Origin of the sequence: Streptomyces sp. NPDC012935 (assembly GCF_042900345.1) — a bacterium.
Classification (GTDB): Bacteria; Actinomycetota; Actinomycetes; order Streptomycetales; family Streptomycetaceae; genus Streptomyces.
The window spans coordinates 79,918-103,608 of the sequence record NZ_JBIBBC010000007.1 but is presented as its reverse complement, the minus strand read 5'-3'; the positions used below and the strand labels follow the sequence as shown (position 1 = coordinate 103,608).

The window sequence follows — 23,691 nt, the reverse complement described above, 5'->3', positions numbered from 1 at the left end:
ACGCTGTATGAGAGGTCTCTTAATGATCGTTGAGGCCTCTTACTGATCAGTGTGGACGGCACGCGTGCGTGCCTCACGCCACTCGGGGGCCAGGATCGACCACACCTCGACGTCGTGCCGCACCCCACGATAGGGGTAGCTCTCCCTGCGTACGCCCTCGCGGGTCATGCCGAGGCGGCGCGCCACGTTCAGGCTGGGCGTGTTCCCGGCGGAGGCGATCCACTCGACGCGGTACATGCCGCGCTGCTCGACGGCGAAGTCGATGAGTACGCGCATCGCGCGCGTCACGAGCCCCCGCCCGGTGCCGGCGGGCTCCAGCCAGCAGCCGACCTCGCAGTTGGCGCTGTCGGCGTCGAAATTGGGGAAGAGCACCCCGCCGACCAGCTTGCCCTCCAGCCAGATGCCGTGCAGGGACCCGGTGTCGGCGGCGCGCATGTCGGCGTACCGCTGCAGTACCTCGCGTGCGGAGTCCACGTCCGTGGCCTTCGACCCGAAGGGAACGAACTGGTTGATGAACTCCCGCCCCCGATCCAGATGGGCGAGGAGCTCCTCCGCGTGCCACGGCTCCAGTGGCCGCAACTCGGCTCCGTCGTCACCCAGCGATATCGCGTACATCGCCCCGCTGCTCCTTCTCCAGTTCCGCCACGACATCGGTGAGCCTCTCATGGGCGGCGCGGGACTCGGGCGGCTCGATGCTGATGCGGGGCAGGCGCTTGTCGAGCCAGCGGGGCAGCCACCAGTTGGCGCCGCCGAGCATGTGCATCAGGGCAGGGACGAGGAGGGTGCGCAGGACGAAGGCGTCCAGGGCGACGGCGGCGGCGAGGGCGATGCCGAACATGGCGATCACGCGGTCGCCGCTGAGGACGAAGGCGAGGAAGACCGAGATCATGATGACCGCGGCTGAGTTGATCACCCGGCCGGTCTCGGCGAGGCCGATCCGCACGGCCCGCCGGTTGTCACCGGTCTCCAGCCACTCCTCGTACATCCGGCTGACCAGGAAGACCTGGTAGTCCATGGAGAGACCGAACAGGACGGACACCATGATCACGGGGAGGAAGGGTTCGATCGGCCCGGCGCGGCCCAGCCCCAGCAGCTCGCTCCCCCAGCCCCACTGGAAGATCGCGACGACGACACCGAAGGCGGCGGCGACCGCGGCGACGTTCATCGCGGCGGCCTTCAGCGGGATGCCGACCGACCGGAAGGCGAGCAGGAGCAGCAGGCAGCCCAGGCCGATGACGACGCCGACGAACAGCGGCAGCTTGCCGACGATCACGTCGGCGAAGTCGTCGTAGCCGGCCGTCATGCCGCCGACGTGCACATCGAGCGAGGTGCCGGTCTCGGCGCGCGGCAGGACCTCGGAGCGCAGCCGGTCGACGAGGTCGCTGGTCTGCCGCGACTGTGGTGATGACTCCGGTACGACGGTGAGGTAGGCGGTGTTTCCGCCGCTGTTGTACGTCACCGGGGTCACCGCCGCGACGCCCTCGGTGGTGCGCAGGGTGGTGTCGAGGTTGTCGAGGGCGAGCTTGTCGTCGCCGCCGTCGACCTGGGTGACGAGGGTGAGCGGGCCGTTCACGCCGGGGCCGAAGCCGGCGGCGAGGAGGTCGTAGGCCTGGCGGGTGGTGGCGGACTGAGGGTTGTTGCCCTGGTCGGAGGTGCCCAGGCGCAGGCCGGCGGTGGGCAGTGCGAGGACCGTGATCACGGTCAGGGCGATCGCGCCGAGCGCCTTGGGGTGGCGCTCCACGAAGGCCGACCAGCGGGCTGCGAATCCGGTCGGCAGCTCGGGCTGGGGTCCGTGCTCAGCCAGCCGGCGCCGCTCGCGACGGCTCAGGGCGCGCATGCCGATGAAGGACAGCAGGGCGGGCAGCAGGGTCACGGACGCGGCGACCGTCAGGACCACGGTGAGCGAGGCGGCTATCGCGACGCCGTTGAGGAAGCTCAGCTGCAGGATCAGCATGCCGAGCAGGGCGATGCACACCGTGGCACCCGCGAACACGACGGCCCGCCCGGTGGTCGCGACGGCGTTCGTGATCGACTCGGCGACGGGCAGCCCGCGTTTCAGCCCGCGCCGGTGCCGGGTGACGATGAACAGCGCGTAGTCGATGCCGACGCCGAGCCCGATCAGCATGCCGAGCATGGGCGCGAAGTCGGCGACGGTCATGGCATGCCCGAGGAGCGCGATCCCGGCGTACGCGGTGCCGACGCTCACCAGCGCGGTGGCGATGGGCAGCAGCGAGGCGGCGAGCGACCCGAAGGCGAGGAAGAGCACGACGGCCGCCACGGCCACCCCGACGATCTCGGCGATGTGCCCGCCGGGCGACTCGGTGAGCCCGACGGCGCTGCCGCCCAGCTCTACTTGGAGCCCGTCGGTCTCGGCGTCCTTGGCCGCGCTCACGACGGCCTGTGCGTCCCCCTCGTCGAGGCTCTCGGCTCCGGCTTCGAAGGTGACGGTGGCGTACGCCGTGTGCCCGTTCTCGCTGATCTGCGCGGCGCCCTGCTTGTCGTACGGGCTGCTCACGGCCGCGACTCCGGGCAGTTCCGCGATCTCGTCGAGGGTGCGCGTCATGGTCTGCTCGACGTCGGTGGCGCGCACGGTGCCGGAGTTGGTGTGCCAGACGACGGTGCCGCTGTCGCCGCCGAGGCCGGGGAAGCCGTCTTCCAGCAGCTGGGTGGCGCGGCCCGATTCGGTGCCGGGGACCTGGTAGTCGTTCGAGTAGGCGGAGCCTGTCACGGCGGCGGCCGCACTCATCCCGCCGAAGGCAAGCAGCCAGAGCAGTACGGCGACGAGGCGGCGCTGGACACACCAGCGTGCGAGGGCTGCCACGAACGTGCTCCCTGGACTATTTATGGATCTTTGACCGGGAACAGTCGTTCATATGAAGTGAACAGCCCGCAAAGAACGCGTGAGCGATGTGAAGCAAACTCTCGCAGGCGAAAATGATCGTTTGCCGCGTTCGTGCGCTTATTCACACGAGTGGGAGGCAGATCACAGGACAGTAACAGCCACTCTGTCGCTGATGAGTGGCACCTTTCGCGTCAGTCGAACTGATCCCCCAGCGCCATCACCATCACCCCGGTGACGAGCAGCCACAGCGCCCGCCGGGTGCGACCCCGCGAGCCGAGGAACGCGGCGAGCGCGCAGAGGGCGGCGCCGAAGGCGTAGGCGGCCGGGACGAGGGGCGGTGCGGAACCGGTGGCGCGGAGCATCGAGGCGGCCAGTCCGGCGAGGGCGAGGAGCGCCCCGGTCACGGCCGCCGTCCAGCGGGCCCGCCGCGCCACCTGCGCCGGATCCTCGGGGTCCGCCAGGTCTTCGACGTCCGCCAGGTCTTCGACGTCCGCCAGGTCTTCGACGTCCGCCAAGTCCCTACCGTCGTCCAGGTCCTCGGGCGTCTCGGTCCGGTCCTCCCCCGTCTCGGATATCTCGGAATCACCGCGTCCACTCATGGCGGGCGAGCGTAGCGGGTCGCGCTGGGAAACCGGATGCCGGGCCGTCCGGGCGGCTGCTAGTTTCCGGAGGTCAGCCATGCCGCGGCACACCGCCGCCGACCTGAGCAGGTGCATTGTTTGAGCGTCCGGGCGAGCTCCTCCGTATCCCCTTCCGCCTTCCCGGACTCAAGGAGCCCGTTCACCGATGCCGGACATCACCCCGAGGACCTCGAATGAGGACCTCACCAAGCGGCTGACCCACCCGCGCTATCCGCGCAGCAACAGCTACGACCCTCGCTGGGTCGTGGAGAACCAGATGGGCCCGAACGCGCTCTGGCTGCTGGAGTGGCTCGCCCCTGCCCTCGGCCTTGACGCCCTGCGCCCCGGCGCGCGTGTCCTCGACCTGGGCTGCGGACGGGCGATGACCTCCGTCTTCCTGGCCCGGGAGTACGACGCCCAGGTCACCGCTGCCGACCTGTGGATCAAGCCCGACGACAACGCGGGGCGCATCGCCGAGGCCGGTTTCGCCGACCGCGTGCTGCCCGTGCACGCCGAGGCACACGACCTGCCGTTCGCCGAGGGCAGCTTCGACGCGATCGTGAGCGTCGACGCGTACCAGTACTTCGGCACCGACGACCTCTATCTGCCCACCCTGACGCGGCTGCTCCGGCCCGGCGGGCGGATCGGCGTCGTCGTGCCCGCGCTGCGGGAGGAGCCGACCGGCCTCGAACCGCCGGAGCATCTCGAACGGTGGTGGGAGCCGGACTACTGGTGCTTCCACTCCGCCGACTGGTGGCGACGCCAGTGGACCCGCAGCGGCGCCGTCGAGGTCGAGGCCGCCGACTGGCTGGACGACGGCTGGCGGGACTGGCTGCTGTGGTGCGAGGTGATCGCCGAGGAGAGCCCGGAGGAGTGGCATCGCACGATGGCACGCCAGGTCGGCGAGATGCTGCGCCATGACGAGGGCCGCGCGCTGGGCTTCGTACGGCTCGCAGGACGCCGTAAGCCGTAGCGCCGAGCACGGCAACGGCCCCGGAGGACTTGCCTCCGGGGCCGTACGCGCTTCGGCTCAGCCCTCGCTGACGCCCAGCTGCTGAAGGATCAGCTCCTTCACGCGCGCCGCGTCGGCCTGGCCACGGGTGGCCTTCATGACCGCGCCGACCAGGGCGCCGGCCGCGGCCACCTTGCCGCCGCGGATCTTGTCCGCGATGGCCGGGTTGCCGGCGATGGCCTCCTCGACGGCCGTGGTGAGCGCGCCCTCGTCCGAGACGACCTTCAGACCGCGCTTGTCGACGACCTCGTCCGGGGTGCCCTCGCCCGCGAGAACGCCCTCGATGACCTGGCGGGCCAGCTTGTCGTTCAGGTCGCCCTTCGAGACCAGCTCGGTGACGCGGGCCACCTGCGCCGGCGTGATGGCCAGCTCGTCGAGCGACTTGCCCGACTCGTTGGCGCTGCGGGCGAGTTCACCCATCCACCACTTGCGGGCGGAGGCTGCGTCGGCACCGGAGTCGATCGTCGCGACGATCAGGTCCAGCGCACCGGCGTTGAGGATCGCCTGCATCTCGACCGCCGAGATGCCCCACTCCGCGAGGAGCCGGGTACGGCGGACCAGCGGCAGCTCCGGGAGACCCGCCCGGATCTCCTCGACCCACTCGCGCGAGGGGGCCACCGGAACCAGGTCCGGCTCGGGGAAGTACCGGTAGTCCTCGGCCTCTTCCTTCACGCGGCCCGAGGTCGTCGACCCGGTGTCCTCGTGGAAGTGCCGCGTCTCCTGGATGATCGTCCCGCCACCGCTGAGCACGGCGGCGTGCCGCTGGATCTCGTAGCGGGCCGCGCGCTCCACGGACCGCAGCGAGTTGACATTCTTCGTCTCGGACCGCGTGCCGAACTTTTCGGTGCCGTTCGGGCGCAGCGAGAGGTTCACGTCGCAGCGCATCTGGCCCATCTCCATGCGGGCCTCGGAGACGCCGAGCGCCTTGATGAGCTCGCGCAGCTCACGGACGTACGCCTTGGCTACCTCGGGAGCACGCTCCCCCGCGCCCTCGATCGGCTTGGTGACGATCTCGATGAGCGGAATGCCCGCGCGGTTGTAGTCGAGCAGCGAGTGCGAGGCGCCGTGGATACGGCCCGTGGCACCGCCGACGTGCGTCGACTTGCCGGTGTCCTCCTCCATGTGGGCGCGCTCGATGTCCACACGGAAGGTCTCGCCGTCCTCCAGCTGCACGTCGAGATAGCCGTTGAAGGCGATCGGCTCGTCGTACTGGGAGGTCTGGAAGTTCTTCGGCATGTCCGGATAGAAGTAGTTCTTCCGGGCGAAGCGGCACCACTCGGCGATCTCGCAGTTCAGCGCGAGACCGATCTTGATCGCCGACTCCACGCCGATCGCGTTGACGACCGGGAGCGCGCCGGGCATGCCGAGGCAGGTGGGACAGGTCTGCGTGTTGGCGTCCTGACCGAGTTCGGTCGAACAACCGCAGAACATCTTGGTCTTGGTGCCGAGTTCGACATGGACCTCGAGGCCCATGACGGGGTCGTACGACGCCAGCGCGTCCTCGTACGACACCAGGTCGGTCGTGGTGGTCACGGTGAAACTTCCCTCTCAGCCCAGCAGGACGTCGTCGTCGCCCAGCCGCTTCAGCTCGCGGTAGAGGATGGCGAGGCCGGTGACGATGGCGGCGGCGGACACGGTGGCGTCGATCAGGACCAGAGTGTCCTTCTCGGCGCGGGCCGTCTTGAGCCGCTTTGCGACGCCGAACGCGCCGAACGCGGTGGCGGCCATGGACAGGTACGTACCGGACTTGGACTTCTTGAAGCCCTTGGCCTTGGTCAGTGCACTCACAGCGACGGAGCCTCCTCGATCAGCGGGTGCCCCCACCTTTCCACGAAGGCGGCCTCGACAGCAGCGCCGACCTTGTAGAGGCGGTCGTCCTTCATCGCCGGAGCGATGATCTGCAGGCCGACCGGGAGGTTGTCCTCCGGAGCCAGACCGCAGGGCAGCGACATGGCCGCGTTGCCCGCCAGGTTGGTCGGGATGGTGCACAGGTCCGCGAGGTACATCGCCATCGGGTCGTCGGCACGCTCGCCGATCGCGAAGGCGGTGGTCGGCGTCGTCGGGGAGACGATCACGTCGACCTGCTCGAAGGCCTTCTCGAAGTCGCGGGTGATGAGCGTGCGGACCTTCTGGGCGCTGCCGTAGTACGCGTCGTAGTACCCGCTCGACAGGGCGTAGGTGCCGAGCATGATGCGGCGCTTGACCTCGGGGCCGAAGCCCGCCTCGCGGGTGATCGACGTGACCGCCTCGGCGGAGTTCGTACCGTCGTCGCCGGTTCGCAGGCCGTAGCGCAGGCCGTCGAAGCGGGCGAGGTTGGAGGAGCACTCGGAGGGCGCGATCAGGTAGTACGCCGAGAGCGCCAGGTCGAAGGACGGGCAGTCCAGCTCGACGATCTGCGCGCCCAGCTCCTTGAGCAGCGCGACGGACTCGTCGAAGCGCTGGATGACGCCGGCCTGGTAGCCCTCGCCGCGGAACTGCTTGACGACGCCGACGCGCATGCCCTCGACACTGCCGTTGCGGGCGGCCTCGACGACCGGCGGGACCGGCGCGTCGATCGAGGTGGAGTCCATCGGGTCGTGCCCGGCGATGACCTCGTGGAGCAGGGCCGCGTCCAGGACCGTACGGGCGCAGGGACCGCCCTGGTCGAGGGAGCTGGAGAAGGCGACCATGCCGTAGCGGGACACCGCGCCGTACGTCGGCTTCACGCCGACCGTGCCGGTGACGGAGGCCGGCTGGCGGATGGAGCCGCCGGTGTCGGTGCCGATGGCGAGGGGGGCCATGTGCGCGGCCAGCGCGGCGGAGGAGCCGCCACCGGAGCCGCCGGGGATCTTGGTGAGGTCCCAGGGGTTGCCGGTCGGGCCGTAGGCGCTGTTCTCGGTGGAGGACCCCATGGCGAACTCGTCCATGTTGGTCTTGCCGAGGATGACGACGTCGGCGGCCTTGAGCCGCTTGGTGAGCGTCGCGTCGTACGGCGGGATCCAGCCCTCGAGGATCTTCGAACCGACGGTCGTCGGAATGCCCTCGGTGGTGAAGATGTCCTTCAGCGCGAGCGGGACGCCGGCCAGCGGGCCGAGCTTCTCGCCCTTGGCCCGCTTGTCGTCGACGGCACGGGCCTGTGCGAGGGCACCCTCGCGGTCGACGTGCAGGAAGGCGTGCACCTTCTCGTCGACGGCCTCGATGCGGGCCAGGTGGGCCTCGGTGACCTCGACCGCGGTGAGCTCGCCGGAGGCGATCTTCGCGGCGGTCTCGGCGGCCGTGAGCTTGATGATGTCCGTCATGGCGATTAGTCCTCCCCCAGGATCTGCGGCACCTTGAAACGCTGCTGCTCCTGGGCCGGGGCGCCGGAGAGCGCCTGCTCGGGGGTGAGCGACGGACGGACCTCGTCCGCCCGCATGACGTTCGTCAGCGGGAGCGGGTGCGAGGTCGGCGGTACGTCTTGGTCGGCGACCTCACTGACGCGGGCGACCGCGCCGATGATGTCGTCCAGCTGTCCCGCGAAGTGCTCGAGCTCTTCGGGCTTCAGCTCCAGACGCGCCAGCCGGGCGAGGTGGGCGACCTCCTCGCGCGTGATGCCAGGCATGCAGCGATCCTCTGGGGTGAGTGTGTGTGGTTTGGCCCAATCCTATGGGGCGGGGACCTGTGCCCGTGAAACGGTTTCCCAGGGCCTCGTCCGTCAGCGACGGCGCCCCTCCCAGACCTCGCTCCTGAGGAAGTGGTTGTCGTACAGCTCCTGCACCTCCAGCAGGCTCTCCGGGGTGGCCTCGCCGAGGGCGACGCGCTGGAGGTGGCGGAAGTACTCGAAGCGCTCGACACCGGGCGTGATGACGATCAGGAGGTCGGCATCGGCGCCCGGCACGGCGGCGAAGGCGTGCGGCTTGCCGGGCGGTACGACGACGAGGTCGCCGGGGCCGGCGGTGACGACGTCGTCACCGGAGAGGATCTCGGCGGCGCCTGCGAGCAGGAAGAACATCTCGGCGGAGTTGTCGTGCCAGTGCGGTTTGGCGCCGTCGGCGCCGCCCTGGAGCGTGACGCGCTGGGTGGACAACGCACCGCCCGTCCGGCTGCTGTCGGCCAGCAGCCGCATGGTGGTGGGCGCGCGGCCGACGACCTCGGCCTCGGCCTCGCGGACGATCACGGACTCGTCGAACTTCGGGATGAACAGTGACATGCCGAACCCCCGGGGCCGGTCTTGACGTACTCGGACGAGGTCAGACGAGGAAGAGCAGGGCGGCGGTGATCAGGACGACGACCGCCGTGGCGAAGTGGATCCCGAAGGCGACGGCCTTCGTTCCGCCGTGCCGCAGCACTATCAGTGTGTCGCAGAGCGGCACGATCGCCACGGCGAGCATGAACCAGGCCTCGGCGCGGCTGCCCACGAAGAACAGCAGCGCCAGGCCCAGCAGGCCGAAGGTGCCGTCCCTCAGGCCCTTGATCGAGAGGTAGGCGCCGGCGTCGCCGTCCGGCCGGGCGGGGACGCCGTAACCGGTGGCGGCGGAGGCGGGCTGGAACAGGAACCGGTACCCGAGGAACACGCAGAACAGGTTGAGCACGACGGCCAGGGTGTAGGCGGTCACGGTCATGTCTTCACTCCTCGCTAGCACTGCTAGGGACAGGAGCGAAGCTAGCAGAGCATCGACAGATGTGCTAGCGCTGCTAGTATTTCTGGCATGTCGATCCAGACGCGCCGGGAGCGCGAACGAGCGGAACGCGAGCGGTTGATCGTCACGGCCGCGCGGGAACTCGCCGAGGCGGAGGGCTGGGACGCGGTGACGACCCGTCGGCTGGCGGCGGAGATCGAGTACAGCCAGCCGGTCCTCTACAGCCACTTCAAGGGCAAGGACGCGATCATGGCCGCGGTCGCGGTGCAGGGCTGCGCGGACCTGGCCGACGAGCTGCATGCGGCCCGTACGGCGGCGCAGGGCAGGCGCGCGGCGCTGGCGGCGGTGGGCGAGACGTACACGGCGTTCGCACGTCGCCGGCCGGCGCTCTACGACGCGATGTTCACGCACCGGGTGGATCTGCCGTTCGCCACTGACGAGGCGCCGGAGCCACTCAAACGGGCCTTCGGGGAGATCGCGGCGGCGGTGGAGCCGATCGCCGGGCCGGGCGAGGACCTGGGGGTGTTGACGGAGACGTACTGGGCGGGGCTGCACGGTCTGGTGACCCTGATGCGCAGCGGGCGGCTACCGGAGAGGGATCATGAGCAGAGGTTGGCGCTGCTGATCGGACACTTCACGGCAGGCGCGAGTCGCTGAACCGGTTCGGTGGCAGCTTGCGGCTGGACAACGCCCTGAGGGGCGCGGGGCTGTGTCCATTTTCGGTGGCAGCCTGCGGCCGGACAGCGCCCTGTGGGCGCGGGGCTGTGTCCATTTGCGGCTACCGCCGCCTGGGCGCGACCGGCCACGACGGTGCCGCAGCCGCCGCACCACCCCTCGCGGCACTCACAGGAGACCTACTCGGCGGCCGGCAGCGCCGCGCGCGGCCGCTGCCACCCGCGCGATCCCCGCGCCAGCAGCCATGCCGTGGTCTCCTCGGGCGGCATCGCCGCAGCGACCAGCCATCCCTGTACGGCGTCGCAGCCCAGGTCCCGCAGGCGTTCCCAGGTCTCGTCGTCCTCGACGCCCTCGGCGACCACGAGCAGGCCGAGCGAGTGGGCGAGGTCCACGGTGCAGCGCACGATCTCCGCGTCCTCGGTGTCCACCGCGAGCCGGGCCACGAACGAGCGGTCGATCTTCAGTTCGCTCACGGGCAGCCGTCTGAGGTGCACGAGGGAGGAGTACCCGGTGCCGAAGTCGTCGAGGGACATCTTCACGCCGTGCCCGGTCAGCGCGGCGAGCGTGTCCGCGGCCCGCTGCGGGTCCTCCAGCAGAACGTGTTCCGTTATCTCCAGTTGGAGCGCTCCCGCCGGGACACCGTGCCGGGCGAGCCGCGCGGCGACCGAGCCGGCGAATCCGGGGGTGTGGACGTCACGCGGGGAGACATTGACCGCGACCGGCACGAACAGGCCCTGGGCCCGCCACTGCGCGACCTGGCCGAGCGCCGTCTCCAGCACGTACTCCGTCAGATGGGGCATCAGCCCGGACGACTCGGCGATCGCTATGAACTCGTCCGGCGGCACCTTCCCGCGCTCCGGATGCACCCAGCGGACCAGGGCCTCCAGGCCGGCGACCTGTCCGTCGAAGCGGACCTTCGGCTGATAGTGCAGCTCGACCTCGTGCGCGTCGAGCGCCCGGCGCAGATCTCCCAACAGGCCCAGCCGGTCCGGGGTGTTGGAGTCCCGCTTCGACTCGTAGACCTCCACGCCCGTACGGTCCCGCTTCGCCTGGTACATCGCCACGTCCGCGCGCCGCAGCAGCCCCTCGGCGTCGAGCGCGTGGTCGGGGAAGACCGCGACACCGGCGCTGGCCTCCAGGACCAGGGTGAGGCCGTCGAGGTCGAGCGGGGAGCTGAGGGCGGCGACGAGGCTGCGGGCCATCCGGGTCGCGGACGTCGTGGAGTCGGCGACCGGCAGTAAGACGGCGAACTCGTCACCGCCGAGCCGGGCGGCCTCCGCTCCGCGCGGCAGGGCGAGCCGCAGCCGGTCGGCTATCTGCAACAGCAGCCGGTCACCGGCGAGATGACCGAGCGTGTCATTGACCGATCGGAAACGGTCGAGGTCGATCAGCATGAGGGCGGACCGGGCGCCGATGCGTTCGGCGTCGTCGAGCGCGGTCCAGATGCGCTCCAGCAGCCACTGCCGGTTGGGCAGCCCGGTCAACGGGTCGCGCAGTTGCTCCTCGGCCCGGGCCCGGGCGATCCACAGGGTGGAGTCGAGGGCGACGAGGGGGATGGAGAACAGCGGCAGCAGCAGGGGCTTGGCGGTGGCGACCACGCACACCAGCGGGGCGATGCCGAGCAGCGCGACCGCGACCAGTCCCTGTCTGACCAGGGCGGTGCGGGCGACGGTGGGCAGGCCGCCGCGCGGCGCGTGCAAGTACCAGAGCAGGACACGGGTGACCGCAAGATAGGCAGCGGCGACGAGCACCACGCCAGGGGCGGTGTAGAGCGTCCAGGTGTCGGGGTTCCAGGGGTTCTCGACGGTCGGCACCCGGCCGAAGGCGGCGAGCACGAGGGCTCCGGCGGCGATGCCGAGGATGTCCACCGCGCCGTGCAGCACGCCCTGCAGCCAACGCCCCCGCCGGGCGATGCCCACCAGGACGACGACGGTGAGGCTGACCATGCCGGCGGGCACCCAGCCGTACAGCATCAGCACGGCGAGGGTGAGGGCGGCGCCGGATCCGGTACCGCCCCACCAGCGGGCGCGGCCGAGGGCGACCAGGTGGCCGACGATGATGCCGGTCAGCACGGCCAGGGACCAGCCGACGGTGCCGGACGGGAAGAGGGCGTGGTCGCCGGAGAACGCCCGGTAGAACCCGGCGCCGAGAACGAACCCGGCCGCCGCGACGACCGCCGCGGGCAGCGCGGGCCAGGACAGGTGCCGTTCGTGATCGGAGCCGGGCAGCCCGTCGGCGCGCTCGGCGCCGAATGACACGGCGGTACGCCCCTCCGCCATGACCGTTCGCCCGGCGGCGCTCCCCGCGCCTCTTTCCGCCCGCGAACGCTCCGCGGTCCGTGCCGCCCACCCCCGCCACGCGCCGGCCATCCGGCGCAGCCGTGAGTCGGGGGCGGCGCTCTCGGTCGGTTCCATTCCCGTCCCTCTCACAGCCGGCGGTGCCCACGCCACGCGGCCCGATGCCCGACAACAACCTTCAACGGCACCGCGTTGGAAAACCCTTCCCCTCGCCCTTCAGGACTCTGCAGAGCCAAGGGGATGCCCCGACCGCAGCTGGGCACGGCAGGCGCACACCTCAACAGTAGGCCGCAGAAGGCTTCCACGGGCAGCGGTCGTCGACGGTTGCCCGAATGCGCCCCAGCCACCCGTATGCATCTGGTATGCGCCGATCGGGGGGCCTTCAACCGCTACTCCTCTGCGGGGAGCGCAACTTCGGCCGCTGCGTCGGGCCCCTGTTCCAGGAGGACGTTGAAGCCGTCCTCGTTCAGAACTGGCACCTTGACCTGCATTGCCTTGTCGTACTTGGACCCGGGGTTGTCACCTACGACAACAAAAGATGTCTTCTTCGAAACGGAACCGGTCACCTTCGCTCCGCGAGTTTGCAGCGCCTCCTTGGCGCCATCGCGTGTGAAGTGCTCCAGAGTGCCGGTGACGACGACGGTAAGCCCTTGCAGCGGACGCGGTCCCTCGTCCTCCCCGGAGCCCTCCTCCTCCGTGCGGACACCGGCCGCCTTCCACTTGCGCAGGATCTCCTGGTGCCACTCCTCGGCGAACCACTCCTTCAGCGAGGCGGCGATGATCGGGCCGACGCCGTCGGTGTTCGCCAACTCCTCCTCGCCGGCCTGCTCGATACGTTCGATGGAGCGGAACTCGCGGGCCAGCGCCTCGGCGGCGACCGGGCCGACGTGACGGATCGACAGGCCGGTGAGGATGCGGGCGAGCGGGCGCGCCTTCGCAGCGGCGATGTTCTCCAGCATCGCGACCGCGTTCTTCTTGGGCTCGCCCTGCTGGTTGGCGAAGATCGTGACGATCTTCTCCTCGCCGGTCTTCGGGTCGCGCTTGGGCAGACCACTGTCCTGGTCGAGGACGTACGCCTTGATGGGCAGCAGCTGCTCGACGGTCAGGTCGAACAGGTCGCCCTCGTCCAGCAGCGGCGGGTCGGACGGCTCCAGCGGCTTGGTGAGCGCGGCGGCGGCGACATAGCCGAAGTGCTCGATGTCCAGTGCCTTGCGGCCCGCGAGATAGAACAGGCGCTCACGCAACTGGGCCGGACAGCTGCGGGCGTTCGGGCAGCGCAGGTCGACGTCGCCCTCCTTCATCGGCCTGAGCGCCGTACCGCACTCCGGGCACTCGGACGGCATGACGAACTCGCGCTCGCTGCCGTCCCGCAGGTCCGCCACGGGCCCGAGAATCTCCGGGATCACGTCACCGGCCTTGCGCAGCACCACCGTGTCACCGATGAGGACGCCCTTCGCCTTGACGACGTCCTGGTTGTGCAAGGTGGCGAACTCCACCTCCGAGCCCGCAACCGTGACCGGTTCGACCTGGGCGTACGGCGTGACCCGGCCCGTACGGCCCACGCCCACACGGATGTTGATGAGCTTGGTGTTGACCTCCTCCGGCGCGTACTTGTACGCGATCGCCCAGCGCGGCGCGCGCGAGGTCGAACCGAGGCGACCCTGGAGCGGGATCTCGTCGAGCTTGACGACGACGCCGTCGATCTCGTGCTCCACGGAGTGGCGGTTCTCGCCGTAGTACGCGATGAACTCCCGGACGCCGTCGAGGCCGTCGACCACCCGGGCGTGCGTGGAGGTGGGCAGGCCCCAGCTCTTGAGCAGGTCATAGGCCTCGGAGAGGCGGGTCATGCCCTCGTACCCCTCCAGGGCGCCGATGCCGTGGACCACCATGTGCAGCGGAAGCGTCGCCGTGACCTTCGGGTCCTTCTGCCGCAGCGACCCGGAGGCCGAGTTGCGCGGGTTGGCGTACGGCTTCTCCCCGGCCTTCACACGCCGGGCGTTGAGGTCCGCGAAGGCCTCCATCGGGAAGTAGACCTCGCCGCGGATCTCGACGAGCCGCGGCACACGATCGCCCGTCAGCCGATGCGGGATCTCCGCGATCGTCATCACATTGGGCGTGATGTCCTCGCCGATCCGTCCGGTACCACGGGTGGCGGCCCGGGTGAGCCGGCCGTCCTCGTACGTCAGGTTCACCGCGAGGCCGTCGACCTTGAGCTCGCACAACAGGTGGTAGTCGGGGCCGCCTACGTCCCGGGCCACTCGCTCCGCCCAGGCCGCGAGGCCCGCGTCGTCGAAGACGTTGTCCAGGGAGAGCATGCGCTCGCGGTGCTCCACCTCGGCGAGGTCCGTCTCGTACTCGACGGCGACCTTCTGGGTCGGCGAGTCCGGTGTGCGCAGCTCCGGATACTCGTCCTCCAGCGCTTCGAGCGAGCGCAGGAGCTCGTCGAACTCCGCGTCGCTGATGACCGGAGCGTCCTTCACGTAGTACCGGAAGCGGTGCTCCTCGATCTGCTCAGCGAGCTTCGCGTGCTTCTCCCGTGCCTGTGCGGGCACCGTCGTCTCCGCTTGCTTGTCGCCGGCCACCGTATGGTCCTCCCGTTACTCTGGGTTGTCCGCGAGGGATCTCGCCGCCCGGGCGCAGTGGGCGAGTGCCTTGCGCGCGTACTCCGGGGAGGCCCCCGCGAGTCCGCACGACGGCGTGAGGGTGACCGCCTCCGCGAGAAGCCCCGGTGACAGCCCCAGCCTGCGCCACAGCGTCCTGACACCCATGACGCTACCGGCAGGGTCTGACAATGGGCCGTCCGTGCCGGGGACGACACCTGCGAAGAGCCGGGTGCCGCCTTCCACCGCCTCGCCGATCGCATCGTCGTCACGTTCGGTGAGGAGCGAGAAGTCGAAGGAGACCGCCGCCGCGCCCGCCCGGCGCAGCAGGGCGAACGGGACGTCCGGTGCGCATGAGTGGACCACGACGGCCCCGTCGCCGTGAACCCCGAAGACGTCGCGGAGGGTGGCCTCGACGATCTGCCGGTCCACGGCACGGTGGGTCCGGTAGCCGCTGGCGGACCTCACCTGCCCCCGCAGTACGGCGGCGAGGGAGGGCTCGTCGAGCTGGAGGACGAGCCGGGCGCCGGGTACGCGGCGCCGTACCTCCTCCAGGTGCTGCCGCAGCCCCTCGGCGAGCGAGGCGGCGAGGTCACGGCAGGCGCCGGCGTCGGAGAGAGCGACCTCGCCGTTCCTCAGCTCCAGGGCCGCGGCCAGCGTCCAGGGCCCGACGGCCTGGACCTTCAGCAACCCCTCGTATCCCTGGGTGAACTCCTCCAGCGCATCGAGGTCCTCCCCCAGCCACGACCTCGCCCGTCTGGTGTCCCGCCCCGGCCGGTCCCCGATCCGCCATCCGCTGGGCTCCACGCGCGCGTACAGCTCGACGAGCATCCCCGCCGTCCGCCCGATCATGTCCGCGCCGGGGCCGCGGGCGGGCAGCTCGGCGAGAAACGGGAAGTCCTCGAAGGACCCGGTGATGGTCTTGGCGGCCTCACGGGCGTCGCCGCCGGGCATGGAGCCGATGCCGGTGGCTCCGCCGAAGCCGGCCTGGGTGGTGTTGTTGCTCACCCCCGAAGCCTACGTAACCCCTCCGGGGTGGCCCTTCGCGGTGGGCAGCCGCGGTAGGCAGGCGTGGTGAGGCCGTGTCTGGGGGTTCTCGCCCCCAGACCCCCGCTTCGGCCCTGCGGGCCTCGTCCTCAAACGCCGGACGGGCTGAACTGCCGGCCGGGCTGAACTGCCAGGACCGGCGCCCGGGCCGTGCCGTCAGTTTCCCGGCCGCACCGTCAGGTCGTTGACCTCCGCGTCCCGCGGGAGGTCCAGGGCCATCAGGATCGTCGTGGCGACCGACTCGGGGTCGATCCACTGCGACTCGTCGTACTCCTTGCCCTCCTGCTGGTGGACCTTCGCCTGCATCGGGCTGGCGGTGCGGCCGGGGTAGACGGACGTGACCCGGACGCCGTTGTCGTGCTCCTCGTTGCGCAGGGAGTCGGCCAGGGCCTTCAGGCCGTGCTTGGACGCGGCGTACGCGGACCACTCGGCGCTCGCGCGCAGACCCGCGCCGGAGTTCACGAAGATCACGTGACCGCGGGCGGTGCGGAGTGGGGGAAGGAAGTGGCGGGTCAGTTCCGCCGGGGAGATCAGGTTGACGTTCAGCTGGTGGCGCCAGGACTTCGGGGTCAGGTCGCCCACCGGTCCGAGGTCCACGACCCCGGCGATGTGGAGCAGGGAGTCCACCCGGCCCGGAAGCGTCTGGTGGGAGAAGGCCCAGGACAGCTTGTCCGGGTCCGCCAGGTCGCCGACCAGTGTCTTCGCGCCGGGGAACTCCGCCGCGAGCTCCTTCGCGCGGCCCGCGTCGCGCGCGTGGAGGACGAGATCGTCCCCGCGCGCGTGCAGGCGGCGGGCGACGGCCGCGCCGATTCCGGAGCCCGCTCCGGTGATCACATGTGTAGCCATGCCCGCCATGCTCGCATCAGTGCCCGGTCACTCCACTCCCTGGCTCTCCTCCAGGTACGCCAGCGCCCCCACCGGCTCCTCCGCGAAGAACACCAGGTCGGTCAGGGGACGGGGCAGGAAGCCCTCGTCGTCCATGCGGCGGAACTGTTCCTTCAGGCCGTCGTAGAAGCCCGCGGTGTTGAGCAGGACGACCGGCTTGTCCGTGTGGCCGTGCTTCTTCAGCTCCAGGATCTCCGTCGCCTCGTCGAGGGTCCCGGTGCCGCCGACCATGATCACCACGGCGTCGGCCTTCTCCAGCAGCAGCTTCTTGCGCTCGGCCAGGTCCTTCGCGATCACCATCTCGTCGACACCCGGGCGGACCTTGGAGGCCAGGAACTGCACCGAGACCCCGACCAGCCGGCCGCCCGCCTCCTGCACCCCGTCGGCGACCACCTTCATCAGCCCGACGTCGGAGCCGCCCCACACGAGCGTGTGCCCGCCCTTGCCCAGCAGCTTCGCGAACTCGCGCGCGGGTCGCGTGTAACGGTCGTCGAGGTCGGCGGCGGAGAGGAAGACACAGATACGCATGCAGCCACCGTACGCGGGAAGAACCGGGGGCCCGCGAGCGCTTTTCCGATATGACTCAAGGACACACGATCACGATCGAGCAGGGCACGCGACGCGTGCGGGTCGTCCGCGGCGACCAGATCCTGGCTGAATCCGACCGCCCGCTCCTCCTGCGGGAGACGGGATGTCCCGTGCGCTACTACATCCCTCCGGAGGACGTACGCCTGGACCTGCTGACGCCCTCGGAGACGCACTCCTACTGCCCGTTCAAGGGAACGGCCTCCTACTGGTCGCTGCCCGACGCGGCGGACCTCGTCTGGGCCTACCCGGACCCGAAGCCGGACGTGGCCGAGATCAAGGACCACCTGTGCTTCTACGAAGTCGAGGTGTCGTAGACGATTAGGGCCGTCCCATACGGCAATCTCCACAGGCATGGACAAGAACACCATTTCGCACGACGGCACCTCCATCGCGTACCAGAGCAGCGGGCAGGGACCGGCGGTGATCCTGGTCAGCGGGGCGATGTCCACCGGGGCCACGGTCGCGCCGCTGGCCGCGCCTCTCGCGGATCGCTTCATGGTCGTCTCGTACGACCGTCGGGGGCGCGGCGAGAGCGGTGACACCGAGCCGTACGCGGTGGAGCGCGAGGTCGAGGATCTTGCCGCGCTGATCGAGGCGGTGGGTGGCGAGGCGGCGCTTTACGGCGTCTCGTCGGGCGGCGCCCTGGCGCTCGAGGCGGCGGCGAGCGGGCTGCCGGTGCGTCAGGTCGCCGTGTACGAGGTGCCGTTCGCCGTCTACGAGGGCGGCGCGAAGGAGCGCGCGGAGTACACCGAGCGGCTGACCGAGGCGCTGGCGGAAGGCCGGCGAGGGGACGCCGTCGAGCTCTTCCTGCGGCTCACGGGCATGGCCGAGCAGATGATCCAGGGCGCCCGCCAGTCCCCCATGTGGCCCGGCCTGGAGACCATCGCGCCGAGCCTGGCGTACGACAACGCCGTGATGGGGGACGGTCTGCTGCCCCGCGACCGGCTGGCCTCGATCGGGGTGCCGGTGCTGGCCGTCGCGGGCAGCCTGAGCCCCGGGTGGATGCGAGAGGCGACGCGGGCGGTCGCTCAGACCGTGCCCGAGGGGACGTACCGGAGCCTGGAGGGGCAGACCCACATGGTGGAGCCGGACGTTCTCGGGCCGGTGCTGGCGGAGTTCTTCGGGGAGTGACCGGGACGGGAGTGGGGCACACGCGGGTGCCTGGAGTTCGGCCCTGCCCAGCCGCCTCGCCTCAGACGGCCGCGGTCGTCGCCCGCACCGTCGACGCGATCGTCGCCGAGCCCACCACGCGCGTGCCGTCGTACAGGACGATCGCCTGGCCGGGGGCCACTCCGCGGACCGGGTCCGTGAAGGTGACCTCCAGGGTGCCGTCGACCAGTTCGGCGGTCACCTCGGTCTCGCCGCCGTGGGCGCGCAGCTGTGCGGTGTACGTGCCGGGGCCGGACGGGGCGGTGCCGCACCAGCGGGGCTTGATGGCGGTCAGGGCGCTGACGTCGAGGGAGTCCGCCGGGCCGACCGTCACCGTGTTGTTGACCGGCGAGATGTCGAGGACGTAGCGCGGCTTGCCGTCGGGTGCCGGGGTGCCGATGCGCAGGCCCTTGCGCTGGCCGATGGTGAAGCCGTACGCGCCCTCGTGGGTGCCGAGCTTCGCACCCGACTCGTCGACGATGTCGCCCTGCGCCTTGCCGAGGCGGTTCGCGAGGAAGCCCTGGGTGTCGCCGTCGGCGATGAAGCAGATGTCGTGCGAGTCGGGCTTCTTCGCCACCGCCAGGCCGCGGCGCTCGGCCTCCGCGCGGATCTCGTCCTTCGTCGTCAGGGTGTCGCCGAGCGGGAACATCGCGTGCGCGAGCTGCTGCTCGTCCAGGACGCCGAGGACGTACGACTGGTCCTTGGCCATGTCGGAGGCACGGTGCAGCTCGCGGGTGCCGTCCTCGTTCAGGACGACCGTCGCGTAATGGCCGGTGCAGACCGCGTCGAAGCCGAGGGCCAGGGCCTTGTCCAGCAGGGCCGCGAACTTGATCTTCTCGTTGCAGCGCAGGCACGGGTTCGGGGTGCGGCCGGCCTCGTACTCGGCGACGAAGTCCTCGACCACGTCCTCGCGGAAGCGGTCGGCGAGGTCCCACACATAGAACGGGATGCCGATGACGTCGGCGGCGCGGCGGGCGTCGCGGGAGTCCTCGATGGTGCAACAGCCCCGCGCGCCCGTGCGGAAGGATTGGGGGTTCGCGGAGAGCGCGAGGTGGACGCCGGTCACGTCGTGGCCCGCCTCGGCCGCGCGGGCGGCGGCGACGGCGGAGTCGACCCCGCCGGACATGGCGGCGAGGACACGGAGGGGGCGGGAGGGCTGCGCGGTGTCAGTCATAACCCTTCCAGGGTACGGGGGCGCGGGAACCAGGACCCGCGAGTATCCGTTGACGATCACATGGGACAGCGGAAGGCTCCGAAGGACGGCGACCAGAAGGTCGGCCGTCGCGCGTTGCTGATCGGTGGGGCAGTGGCGGCGGCGGGGACGGCCGTGCTGGCCCGCGACGAGCTCGCGCGGCTGTGGTGGCGGGTGCCGGGCGTGGAGAAGCCGCGCAAGGAGGGCGAGGTCGACTACACCGGGGCGCGCTGGGTGGCGGCGTCCGACGCGAACTGGCGGCGGGCGGACCGACCCGACGACTACGGCATAGACATGGTGATCATCCATGTCACCCAGGGCAGCTTCGACAGCGCGGTGAAGGTGTTCCAGGACCCGGAACACGGTGCGGCCGCGCACTACATCGTCCGCAAGGACGGCCACGTCACGCAGATGATCCGAGAGCTGGACGTGGCGTACCACGCGGGCAACCGGGACTACAACGAGCGCAGTGTCGGCATCGAGCACGAGGGCTTCGTGGAGCGGCCCCAGGACCTCACGGACGAGATGTACGAGGCCTCGGCGCGGCTGACGGCCCGGATATGCGCGCGCTATGACATCCCGGTCGACCGGGAGCACATCATCGGTCACGTGGAGGTGCCGGGGACCGATCACACGGATCCCGGGGAGCACTGGGACTGGGAGCGGTACATGAAGCTTGTGCGGGCGGCGCGTACGGCGCCCGCATAGCACCTATGTGAGGCCCGCCGCCCGTGCCCGCTCCACCGCCGGGCCGATCGCCTTGGCGACCGCCTCGACGTCGGCCTCCGTGGAGGTGTGGCCGAGGGAGAAGCGGAGGGTGCCGCGGGCCAGCTCGGGGTCGGTGCCGGTGGCCAGGAGGACGTGGCTGGGCTGGGCGACGCCCGCGGTGCAGGCGGAGCCGGTGGAGCACTCGATGCCCTGGGCGTCGAGCAGCAGGAGCAGGGAGTCGCCCTCACAGCCCGGGAAGGTGAAATGCGCGTTGGCCGGGAGGCGGCCGCCGGGTGCCGGGTCGCCGCCGAGGATCGCGTCCGGGACGGCCGTACGGACCGCCTCGACCAGGGCGTCGCGCAGGGCACCGATCTCCCGGTCGAACCACTCGCGCTGCTCGGCGGCGAGGCGGCCGGCGACCGCGAAGGAAGCGATGGCGGGGACGTCGAGGGTTCCGGAGCGGACGTGGCGTTCCTGGCCGCCGCCGTGCAGGACGGGGACGGGGGTCTGATCACGGCCGAGGATCAGGGCTCCGATGCCGTACGGGCCGCCGATCTTGTGGCCGGAGACCGTCATCGCGGCGAGCCCGGAGGCGGCGAAGTCGACGGGGACCTGACCGAAGGCCTGGACGGCGTCGGCGTGCAGAGGGATGTCGAACTCCCTTGCCACGTCGGCCAGTTCACGGATCGGCATGACGGTGCCGATCTCGTTGTTGGCCCACATCACGGTGGCCAGGGCGACGTCGTGGGGGTCGCGGGTGATGGCCTCGCGCAGGGCGTCGGGGTGGACACGTCCGTGAGAGTCGACCGGGAGGTACTCGATCGTGGCGCCCTCGTGCTCGCCGAGCCAGTGGACGGCGTCCAGGACGGCGTGGTGTTCGACGGGGCTGGCCAGGATGCGGGTGCGGGCGCCGGCCGGGTCGGCGTCGCGGCGGGACCAGTAAAGGCCCTTGACCGCGAGGTTGTCGGCCTCGGTGCCGCCGGCGGTGAGGACGACCTCGCTGGGGCGGGCGCCGAGCGCTTCCGCGAGGGTTTCGCGGGCCTCCTCGACGGTTCGCCTCGCGCGGCGGCCGGATGCGTGGAGGGAGGAGGCGTTGCCGGTGACGCTCAGGTGGGCGGTCAGCGCCTCTGCCGCCTCCGGGAGCATGGGGGTCGTCGCGGCGTGGTCGAGGTAAGCCATGGTGAGCCCGATTCTACGGGCGCTGCCGGGCGGCCTCGTGCCCAGGTTGGCGCGGAGTGTGGCTGGATCGTGCCTTGTCCGCGTTGTCGTGCCTTGCCCGCGTTGCAGTCGACTTCGGCGGTGCCCCCCCCCCCCCCCCGCCGCTGCAGCACACGCCCACCCTTTCCGCCCTGCGGAACGACTGCCCGCGGGCGTTGACGGTTGGGGCGGCCACTCCCGCGGCTCCGGCGGCGCCCACTCCGCGATCGACCGACGGCGCGCGGCAGTCACCCAGCGACGGCGGGCCGACGATGGAGGGCAGGCGGCGGCCTTGGCGACAGGCCGACGGCAGGCGGCAGGCGGCAGGCGGCAGGCGGCACGCGAACCACTCCCGCAGTCCCAGCAGCTTGCCAGCGGACGACGGACGGCGGTCGGCGGACGGCAGGCGGCGCGCAGAACACTCTGCAATCCCAGCAGCTTGGCCAGCGGACCGCGGGCGGCAGGCGGCAGCAGAGGGCCGGCAGTCAGCGCTCGGAGCCTGCCGGTCGACCGACGATGCGCAGCGGTCAACCGAGGGCAGGCGGCAGCCAGCGCGCAGAACACTCCGCAGTCCCGGCAGCTTGGCTGCGGACGGCGGCGGCCCCGGCCCCGGCGGCCTGCATGCGGCGCCCGGCGGTCCGTCCGCGGCTGCGGTTCGTCGCGTGCCGGGGGCCGTCGGGGCCGGAGGCCGGGTTGCCGTCGGCGCCGGAGGCCGGGGGCCGGCCTTCCGGAACTTCTAGAAGCTCCAGGACAGCGTGCTGTCCGCCTGCACGAAGGCCAGCAGGACGAGCAGGTCGGCGACGCCGAGGCCCATGCCCAGGTAGGCGCGGCCCCTGCGCTTGGTGCCTCGCCACAGGGACACTGCGGCCAGGACGATGGCGGTCGGGCCGAGGAAGAGGTTGAAGACGAGGAGGCCGAGAAGGCCGAGGATGAAGGACGCCACGGCCATGCCGTCGGCGTCGCGGGTGCGGGTGCCGGGGCGCGTGGTGGCCGGTGCGGTGAGGTGCATGGGGTGTCAGCTCCCGAGAAGTCGGTGCGGATGACGAAGTCGGTTCGGACGACGGAGTCAGTTGCGGCGGGCGTGACGCTCGCGGGCGGCGAAGATGCCCAGCCAGACGGCGATCACGGCGGCGGCAACGGCCGTGAAGGCGAGCGGTGCGTGGGCCACGGTGCCCAGCAGCACACCCAGCAGCAGGAGCGCGGCGACGAGGAACAGCATGGGATGGAGCCCCCTTCGAGATCCCTCTCGCTGGAGATCTCTCTCGTTACGTTTCGGTGAACAGTTGTAGTAACAGTTGTTCACTGACTCCAAGTCTAGCGCGCCCCACGGCTTTTCAATTCCAGAGAACAGTTGTTAACTGCATGGTATGAGTCACACCTTCGGTATCCGGCAGGCCCAGAAGCAGAAGACCCGTCAGTCCCTCCTGGACGCGGCGCTCGCACTGCTGGAGGAGCAGAGCCTGAGCAGTCTGGGCCTGCGCGAGGTCACCCGTGCCGTCGGCGTCGCCCCCACTGCCTTCTACCGGCACTTCCGCTCCACCGCCGACCTCGGAGTCGCCCTCGTCGAGGAGGCGCTGGGCAGCCTGCACCCGATGATCCGTACGATCGTCAGCTCCGTCGGCGACAGCGACCAACGCATCGAACGCGCCGTCGACCTGATCGCCCGACATGTCGAGACCCACCCTGCCCACGTCCGCTTCATCGCCCGGGAGCGGCACGGCGGCGTGCAGTCGGTGCGGGAGGCGATCCAGGACCAACTGGCCCGGTTCGCCGAGGAGGTGAAGGTCGCGCTCACCAAGGACCCGGTCTCCGAGGGCTGGAACGACGACGACCTCCTCATGCTCGCCAACCTCTACGTCGACCAGATGCTGATGGCGGCCTCGCTGTTCCTCGACGCCCTGGAGACGCCGGAGGAGGAGCGGCGACGCGTCGCCCAGGTCGCGACCCGCCAGATGCGGTTGATCAGCATCGGCCGGGAGCACTGGCTGGACTGAGGAACCGAGGAGCGGCACGACGCGGTACGCGACAGGGGCGGCACCCCCGTTCACCGGGAGTGCCGCCCCTGTCGTACGGCTGGTACGCCTCGTACGGCCCCTACCTCAGCACGTCAGCTCTTGGTCGCCGTTGCAGTCGCAGTCGCCGTCGCCACCGCGCTCGGCGCACCACTCGGCGCCCCGCCGGGAGCGGCACCGCCGCCCGGACCCCCGCCTCCGGGACCACCACAGCCGCCGCCACCCTGACCCCCATCGGGCCCACCGCTAGGCGCACCACTCGGCGCACC

Annotated in this window: 24 protein-coding genes; 6 read left to right on the top strand and 18 right to left on the bottom strand. The window is 70.8% G+C overall.

The window, feature by feature from the left end; translation table 11 throughout:
- Positions 1 to 39: 39 nt before the first annotated feature.
- From ACFY5C_RS18945 to ACFY5C_RS18935, 3 genes are all read right to left on the bottom strand, one after another.
- Positions 40 to 615 (bottom strand): GNAT family N-acetyltransferase, encoded by a 576-nt coding sequence (locus ACFY5C_RS18945; protein ID WP_389445593.1) that lies wholly within the window; start codon positions 613 to 615, stop codon positions 40 to 42.
- Positions 593 to 2,821, bottom strand: a complete 2,229-nt coding sequence (locus ACFY5C_RS18940; RefSeq protein WP_389445592.1) for an MMPL family transporter — start codon at positions 2,819 to 2,821, stop codon at positions 593 to 595. The genes ACFY5C_RS18945 and ACFY5C_RS18940 overlap by 23 nt, the downstream gene beginning before the upstream one ends.
- Positions 2,822 to 3,033: 212 nt before the next feature.
- Positions 3,034 to 3,441: a hypothetical protein gene (locus ACFY5C_RS18935; RefSeq protein ID WP_389445590.1), complete on the bottom strand. Its 408-nt coding sequence runs from the start codon at positions 3,439 to 3,441 to the stop codon at positions 3,034 to 3,036.
- Between the two features lie 187 nt (positions 3,442 to 3,628).
- Here ACFY5C_RS18935 and ACFY5C_RS18930 point away from each other — a divergent pair, with 187 nt between their 5' ends.
- Positions 3,629 to 4,435, top strand: coding sequence for an SAM-dependent methyltransferase (locus ACFY5C_RS18930; protein WP_389445589.1), 807 nt, complete (start codon positions 3,629 to 3,631; stop codon positions 4,433 to 4,435).
- Positions 4,436 to 4,492: 57 nt separating this feature from the next.
- Here the strand turns inward: ACFY5C_RS18930 and gatB are convergent, their stop codons facing one another.
- From gatB to ACFY5C_RS18900, 6 genes are all read right to left on the bottom strand, one after another.
- Positions 4,493 to 6,007, bottom strand: a complete 1,515-nt coding sequence (gene gatB, locus ACFY5C_RS18925) for an Asp-tRNA(Asn)/Glu-tRNA(Gln) amidotransferase subunit GatB (RefSeq protein ID WP_389445587.1) — start codon at positions 6,005 to 6,007, stop codon at positions 4,493 to 4,495.
- A gap of 15 nt (positions 6,008 to 6,022) precedes the next feature.
- Complete coding sequence (locus tag ACFY5C_RS18920; protein WP_328423132.1) at positions 6,023 to 6,262, bottom strand: hypothetical protein; 240 nt, start codon at positions 6,260 to 6,262, stop codon at positions 6,023 to 6,025.
- Entirely contained in the window at positions 6,259 to 7,752 is a 1,494-nt protein-coding gene (gatA, locus tag ACFY5C_RS18915; protein ID WP_389445585.1) for an Asp-tRNA(Asn)/Glu-tRNA(Gln) amidotransferase subunit GatA, read from the bottom strand. Before gatA ends, ACFY5C_RS18920 begins: the two co-directional genes overlap by 4 nt.
- A 5-nt stretch (positions 7,753 to 7,757) precedes the next feature.
- Positions 7,758 to 8,054, bottom strand: coding sequence for an Asp-tRNA(Asn)/Glu-tRNA(Gln) amidotransferase subunit GatC (gene gatC, locus ACFY5C_RS18910; protein WP_007384860.1), 297 nt, complete (start codon positions 8,052 to 8,054; stop codon positions 7,758 to 7,760).
- A gap of 93 nt (positions 8,055 to 8,147) precedes the next feature.
- Positions 8,148 to 8,642 carry a cupin domain-containing protein gene (locus tag ACFY5C_RS18905; RefSeq protein ID WP_389445583.1) on the bottom strand — a complete coding sequence of 165 codons (495 nt, stop codon included), beginning with the start codon at positions 8,640 to 8,642 and terminating at the stop codon, positions 8,148 to 8,150.
- Between the two features lie 40 nt (positions 8,643 to 8,682).
- Entirely contained in the window at positions 8,683 to 9,054 is a 372-nt protein-coding gene (locus ACFY5C_RS18900; RefSeq protein WP_389445581.1) for a DUF4267 domain-containing protein, read from the bottom strand.
- 87 nt (positions 9,055 to 9,141) lie between these two features.
- On the opposite strand from ACFY5C_RS18900, the gene ACFY5C_RS18895 reads away from it, so the two are divergent.
- A complete protein-coding gene (locus ACFY5C_RS18895; RefSeq protein ID WP_389445580.1) occupies positions 9,142 to 9,729 on the top strand; it encodes a TetR/AcrR family transcriptional regulator in 588 nt (195 codons plus the stop codon).
- Positions 9,730 to 9,926: 197 nt separating this feature from the next.
- Here ACFY5C_RS18895 and ACFY5C_RS18890 read toward each other — a convergent pair whose 3' ends face one another.
- The 5 genes from ACFY5C_RS18890 to ACFY5C_RS18870 all read right to left on the bottom strand — a co-directional run bounded on the left by ACFY5C_RS18890 (position 9,927) and on the right by ACFY5C_RS18870 (position 17,104).
- The gene (locus ACFY5C_RS18890; protein ID WP_389445579.1) at positions 9,927 to 12,161 is read right to left on the bottom strand and encodes a putative bifunctional diguanylate cyclase/phosphodiesterase; all 2,235 of its coding nucleotides are present in this window, start codon (positions 12,159 to 12,161) and stop codon (positions 9,927 to 9,929) included.
- Between the two features lie 272 nt (positions 12,162 to 12,433).
- Positions 12,434 to 14,626, bottom strand: a complete 2,193-nt coding sequence (gene ligA / locus ACFY5C_RS18885; RefSeq protein ID WP_389445578.1) for an NAD-dependent DNA ligase LigA — start codon at positions 14,624 to 14,626, stop codon at positions 12,434 to 12,436.
- A gap of 15 nt (positions 14,627 to 14,641) precedes the next feature.
- On the bottom strand, positions 14,642 to 15,652 hold the full coding sequence (locus tag ACFY5C_RS18880; protein WP_389445576.1) for a methionine synthase: 1,011 nt from the start codon (positions 15,650 to 15,652) through the stop codon (positions 14,642 to 14,644).
- Between the two features lie 195 nt (positions 15,653 to 15,847).
- Positions 15,848 to 16,537, bottom strand: coding sequence for an SDR family oxidoreductase (locus ACFY5C_RS18875; protein ID WP_389445574.1), 690 nt, complete (start codon positions 16,535 to 16,537; stop codon positions 15,848 to 15,850).
- Positions 16,538 to 16,564: 27 nt separating this feature from the next.
- The gene (locus ACFY5C_RS18870) at positions 16,565 to 17,104 is read right to left on the bottom strand and encodes a TIGR00730 family Rossman fold protein (RefSeq protein ID WP_328879048.1); all 540 of its coding nucleotides are present in this window, start codon (positions 17,102 to 17,104) and stop codon (positions 16,565 to 16,567) included.
- Positions 17,105 to 17,154: 50 nt separating this feature from the next.
- Here ACFY5C_RS18870 and ACFY5C_RS18865 point away from each other — a divergent pair, with 50 nt between their 5' ends.
- Positions 17,155 to 17,478 (top strand): DUF427 domain-containing protein, encoded by a 324-nt coding sequence (locus ACFY5C_RS18865; RefSeq protein WP_389445572.1) that lies wholly within the window; start codon positions 17,155 to 17,157, stop codon positions 17,476 to 17,478.
- A 37-nt stretch (positions 17,479 to 17,515) separates the two neighbouring features.
- The gene (locus ACFY5C_RS18860; RefSeq protein WP_389445570.1) at positions 17,516 to 18,295 is read left to right on the top strand and encodes an alpha/beta fold hydrolase; all 780 of its coding nucleotides are present in this window, start codon (positions 17,516 to 17,518) and stop codon (positions 18,293 to 18,295) included.
- A gap of 61 nt (positions 18,296 to 18,356) precedes the next feature.
- Here ACFY5C_RS18860 and mnmA read toward each other — a convergent pair whose 3' ends face one another.
- Complete coding sequence (gene mnmA, locus ACFY5C_RS18855) at positions 18,357 to 19,487, bottom strand: tRNA 2-thiouridine(34) synthase MnmA (protein WP_389445568.1); 1,131 nt, start codon at positions 19,485 to 19,487, stop codon at positions 18,357 to 18,359.
- Positions 19,488 to 19,547: 60 nt separating this feature from the next.
- On the opposite strand from mnmA, the gene ACFY5C_RS18850 reads away from it, so the two are divergent.
- Positions 19,548 to 20,213, top strand: coding sequence for an N-acetylmuramoyl-L-alanine amidase (locus ACFY5C_RS18850; RefSeq protein ID WP_389445566.1), 666 nt, complete (start codon positions 19,548 to 19,550; stop codon positions 20,211 to 20,213).
- Between the two features lie 3 nt (positions 20,214 to 20,216).
- Here the strand turns inward: ACFY5C_RS18850 and ACFY5C_RS18845 are convergent, their stop codons facing one another.
- The 3 genes from ACFY5C_RS18845 to ACFY5C_RS18835 all read right to left on the bottom strand — a co-directional run bounded on the left by ACFY5C_RS18845 (position 20,217) and on the right by ACFY5C_RS18835 (position 22,629).
- Positions 20,217 to 21,392, bottom strand: a complete 1,176-nt coding sequence (locus ACFY5C_RS18845; protein ID WP_389445564.1) for a cysteine desulfurase family protein — start codon at positions 21,390 to 21,392, stop codon at positions 20,217 to 20,219.
- Between the two features lie 754 nt (positions 21,393 to 22,146).
- Positions 22,147 to 22,419 carry a DUF4190 domain-containing protein gene (locus ACFY5C_RS18840; protein ID WP_389445563.1) on the bottom strand — a complete coding sequence of 91 codons (273 nt, stop codon included), beginning with the start codon at positions 22,417 to 22,419 and terminating at the stop codon, positions 22,147 to 22,149.
- 57 nt (positions 22,420 to 22,476) lie between these two features.
- Positions 22,477 to 22,629, bottom strand: coding sequence for a hypothetical protein (locus ACFY5C_RS18835; RefSeq protein ID WP_328879055.1), 153 nt, complete (start codon positions 22,627 to 22,629; stop codon positions 22,477 to 22,479).
- A gap of 148 nt (positions 22,630 to 22,777) precedes the next feature.
- Here ACFY5C_RS18835 and ACFY5C_RS18830 point away from each other — a divergent pair, with 148 nt between their 5' ends.
- Positions 22,778 to 23,404 (top strand): TetR family transcriptional regulator, encoded by a 627-nt coding sequence (locus ACFY5C_RS18830; RefSeq protein WP_389445562.1) that lies wholly within the window; start codon positions 22,778 to 22,780, stop codon positions 23,402 to 23,404.
- Positions 23,405 to 23,691 lie beyond the last annotated feature (287 nt).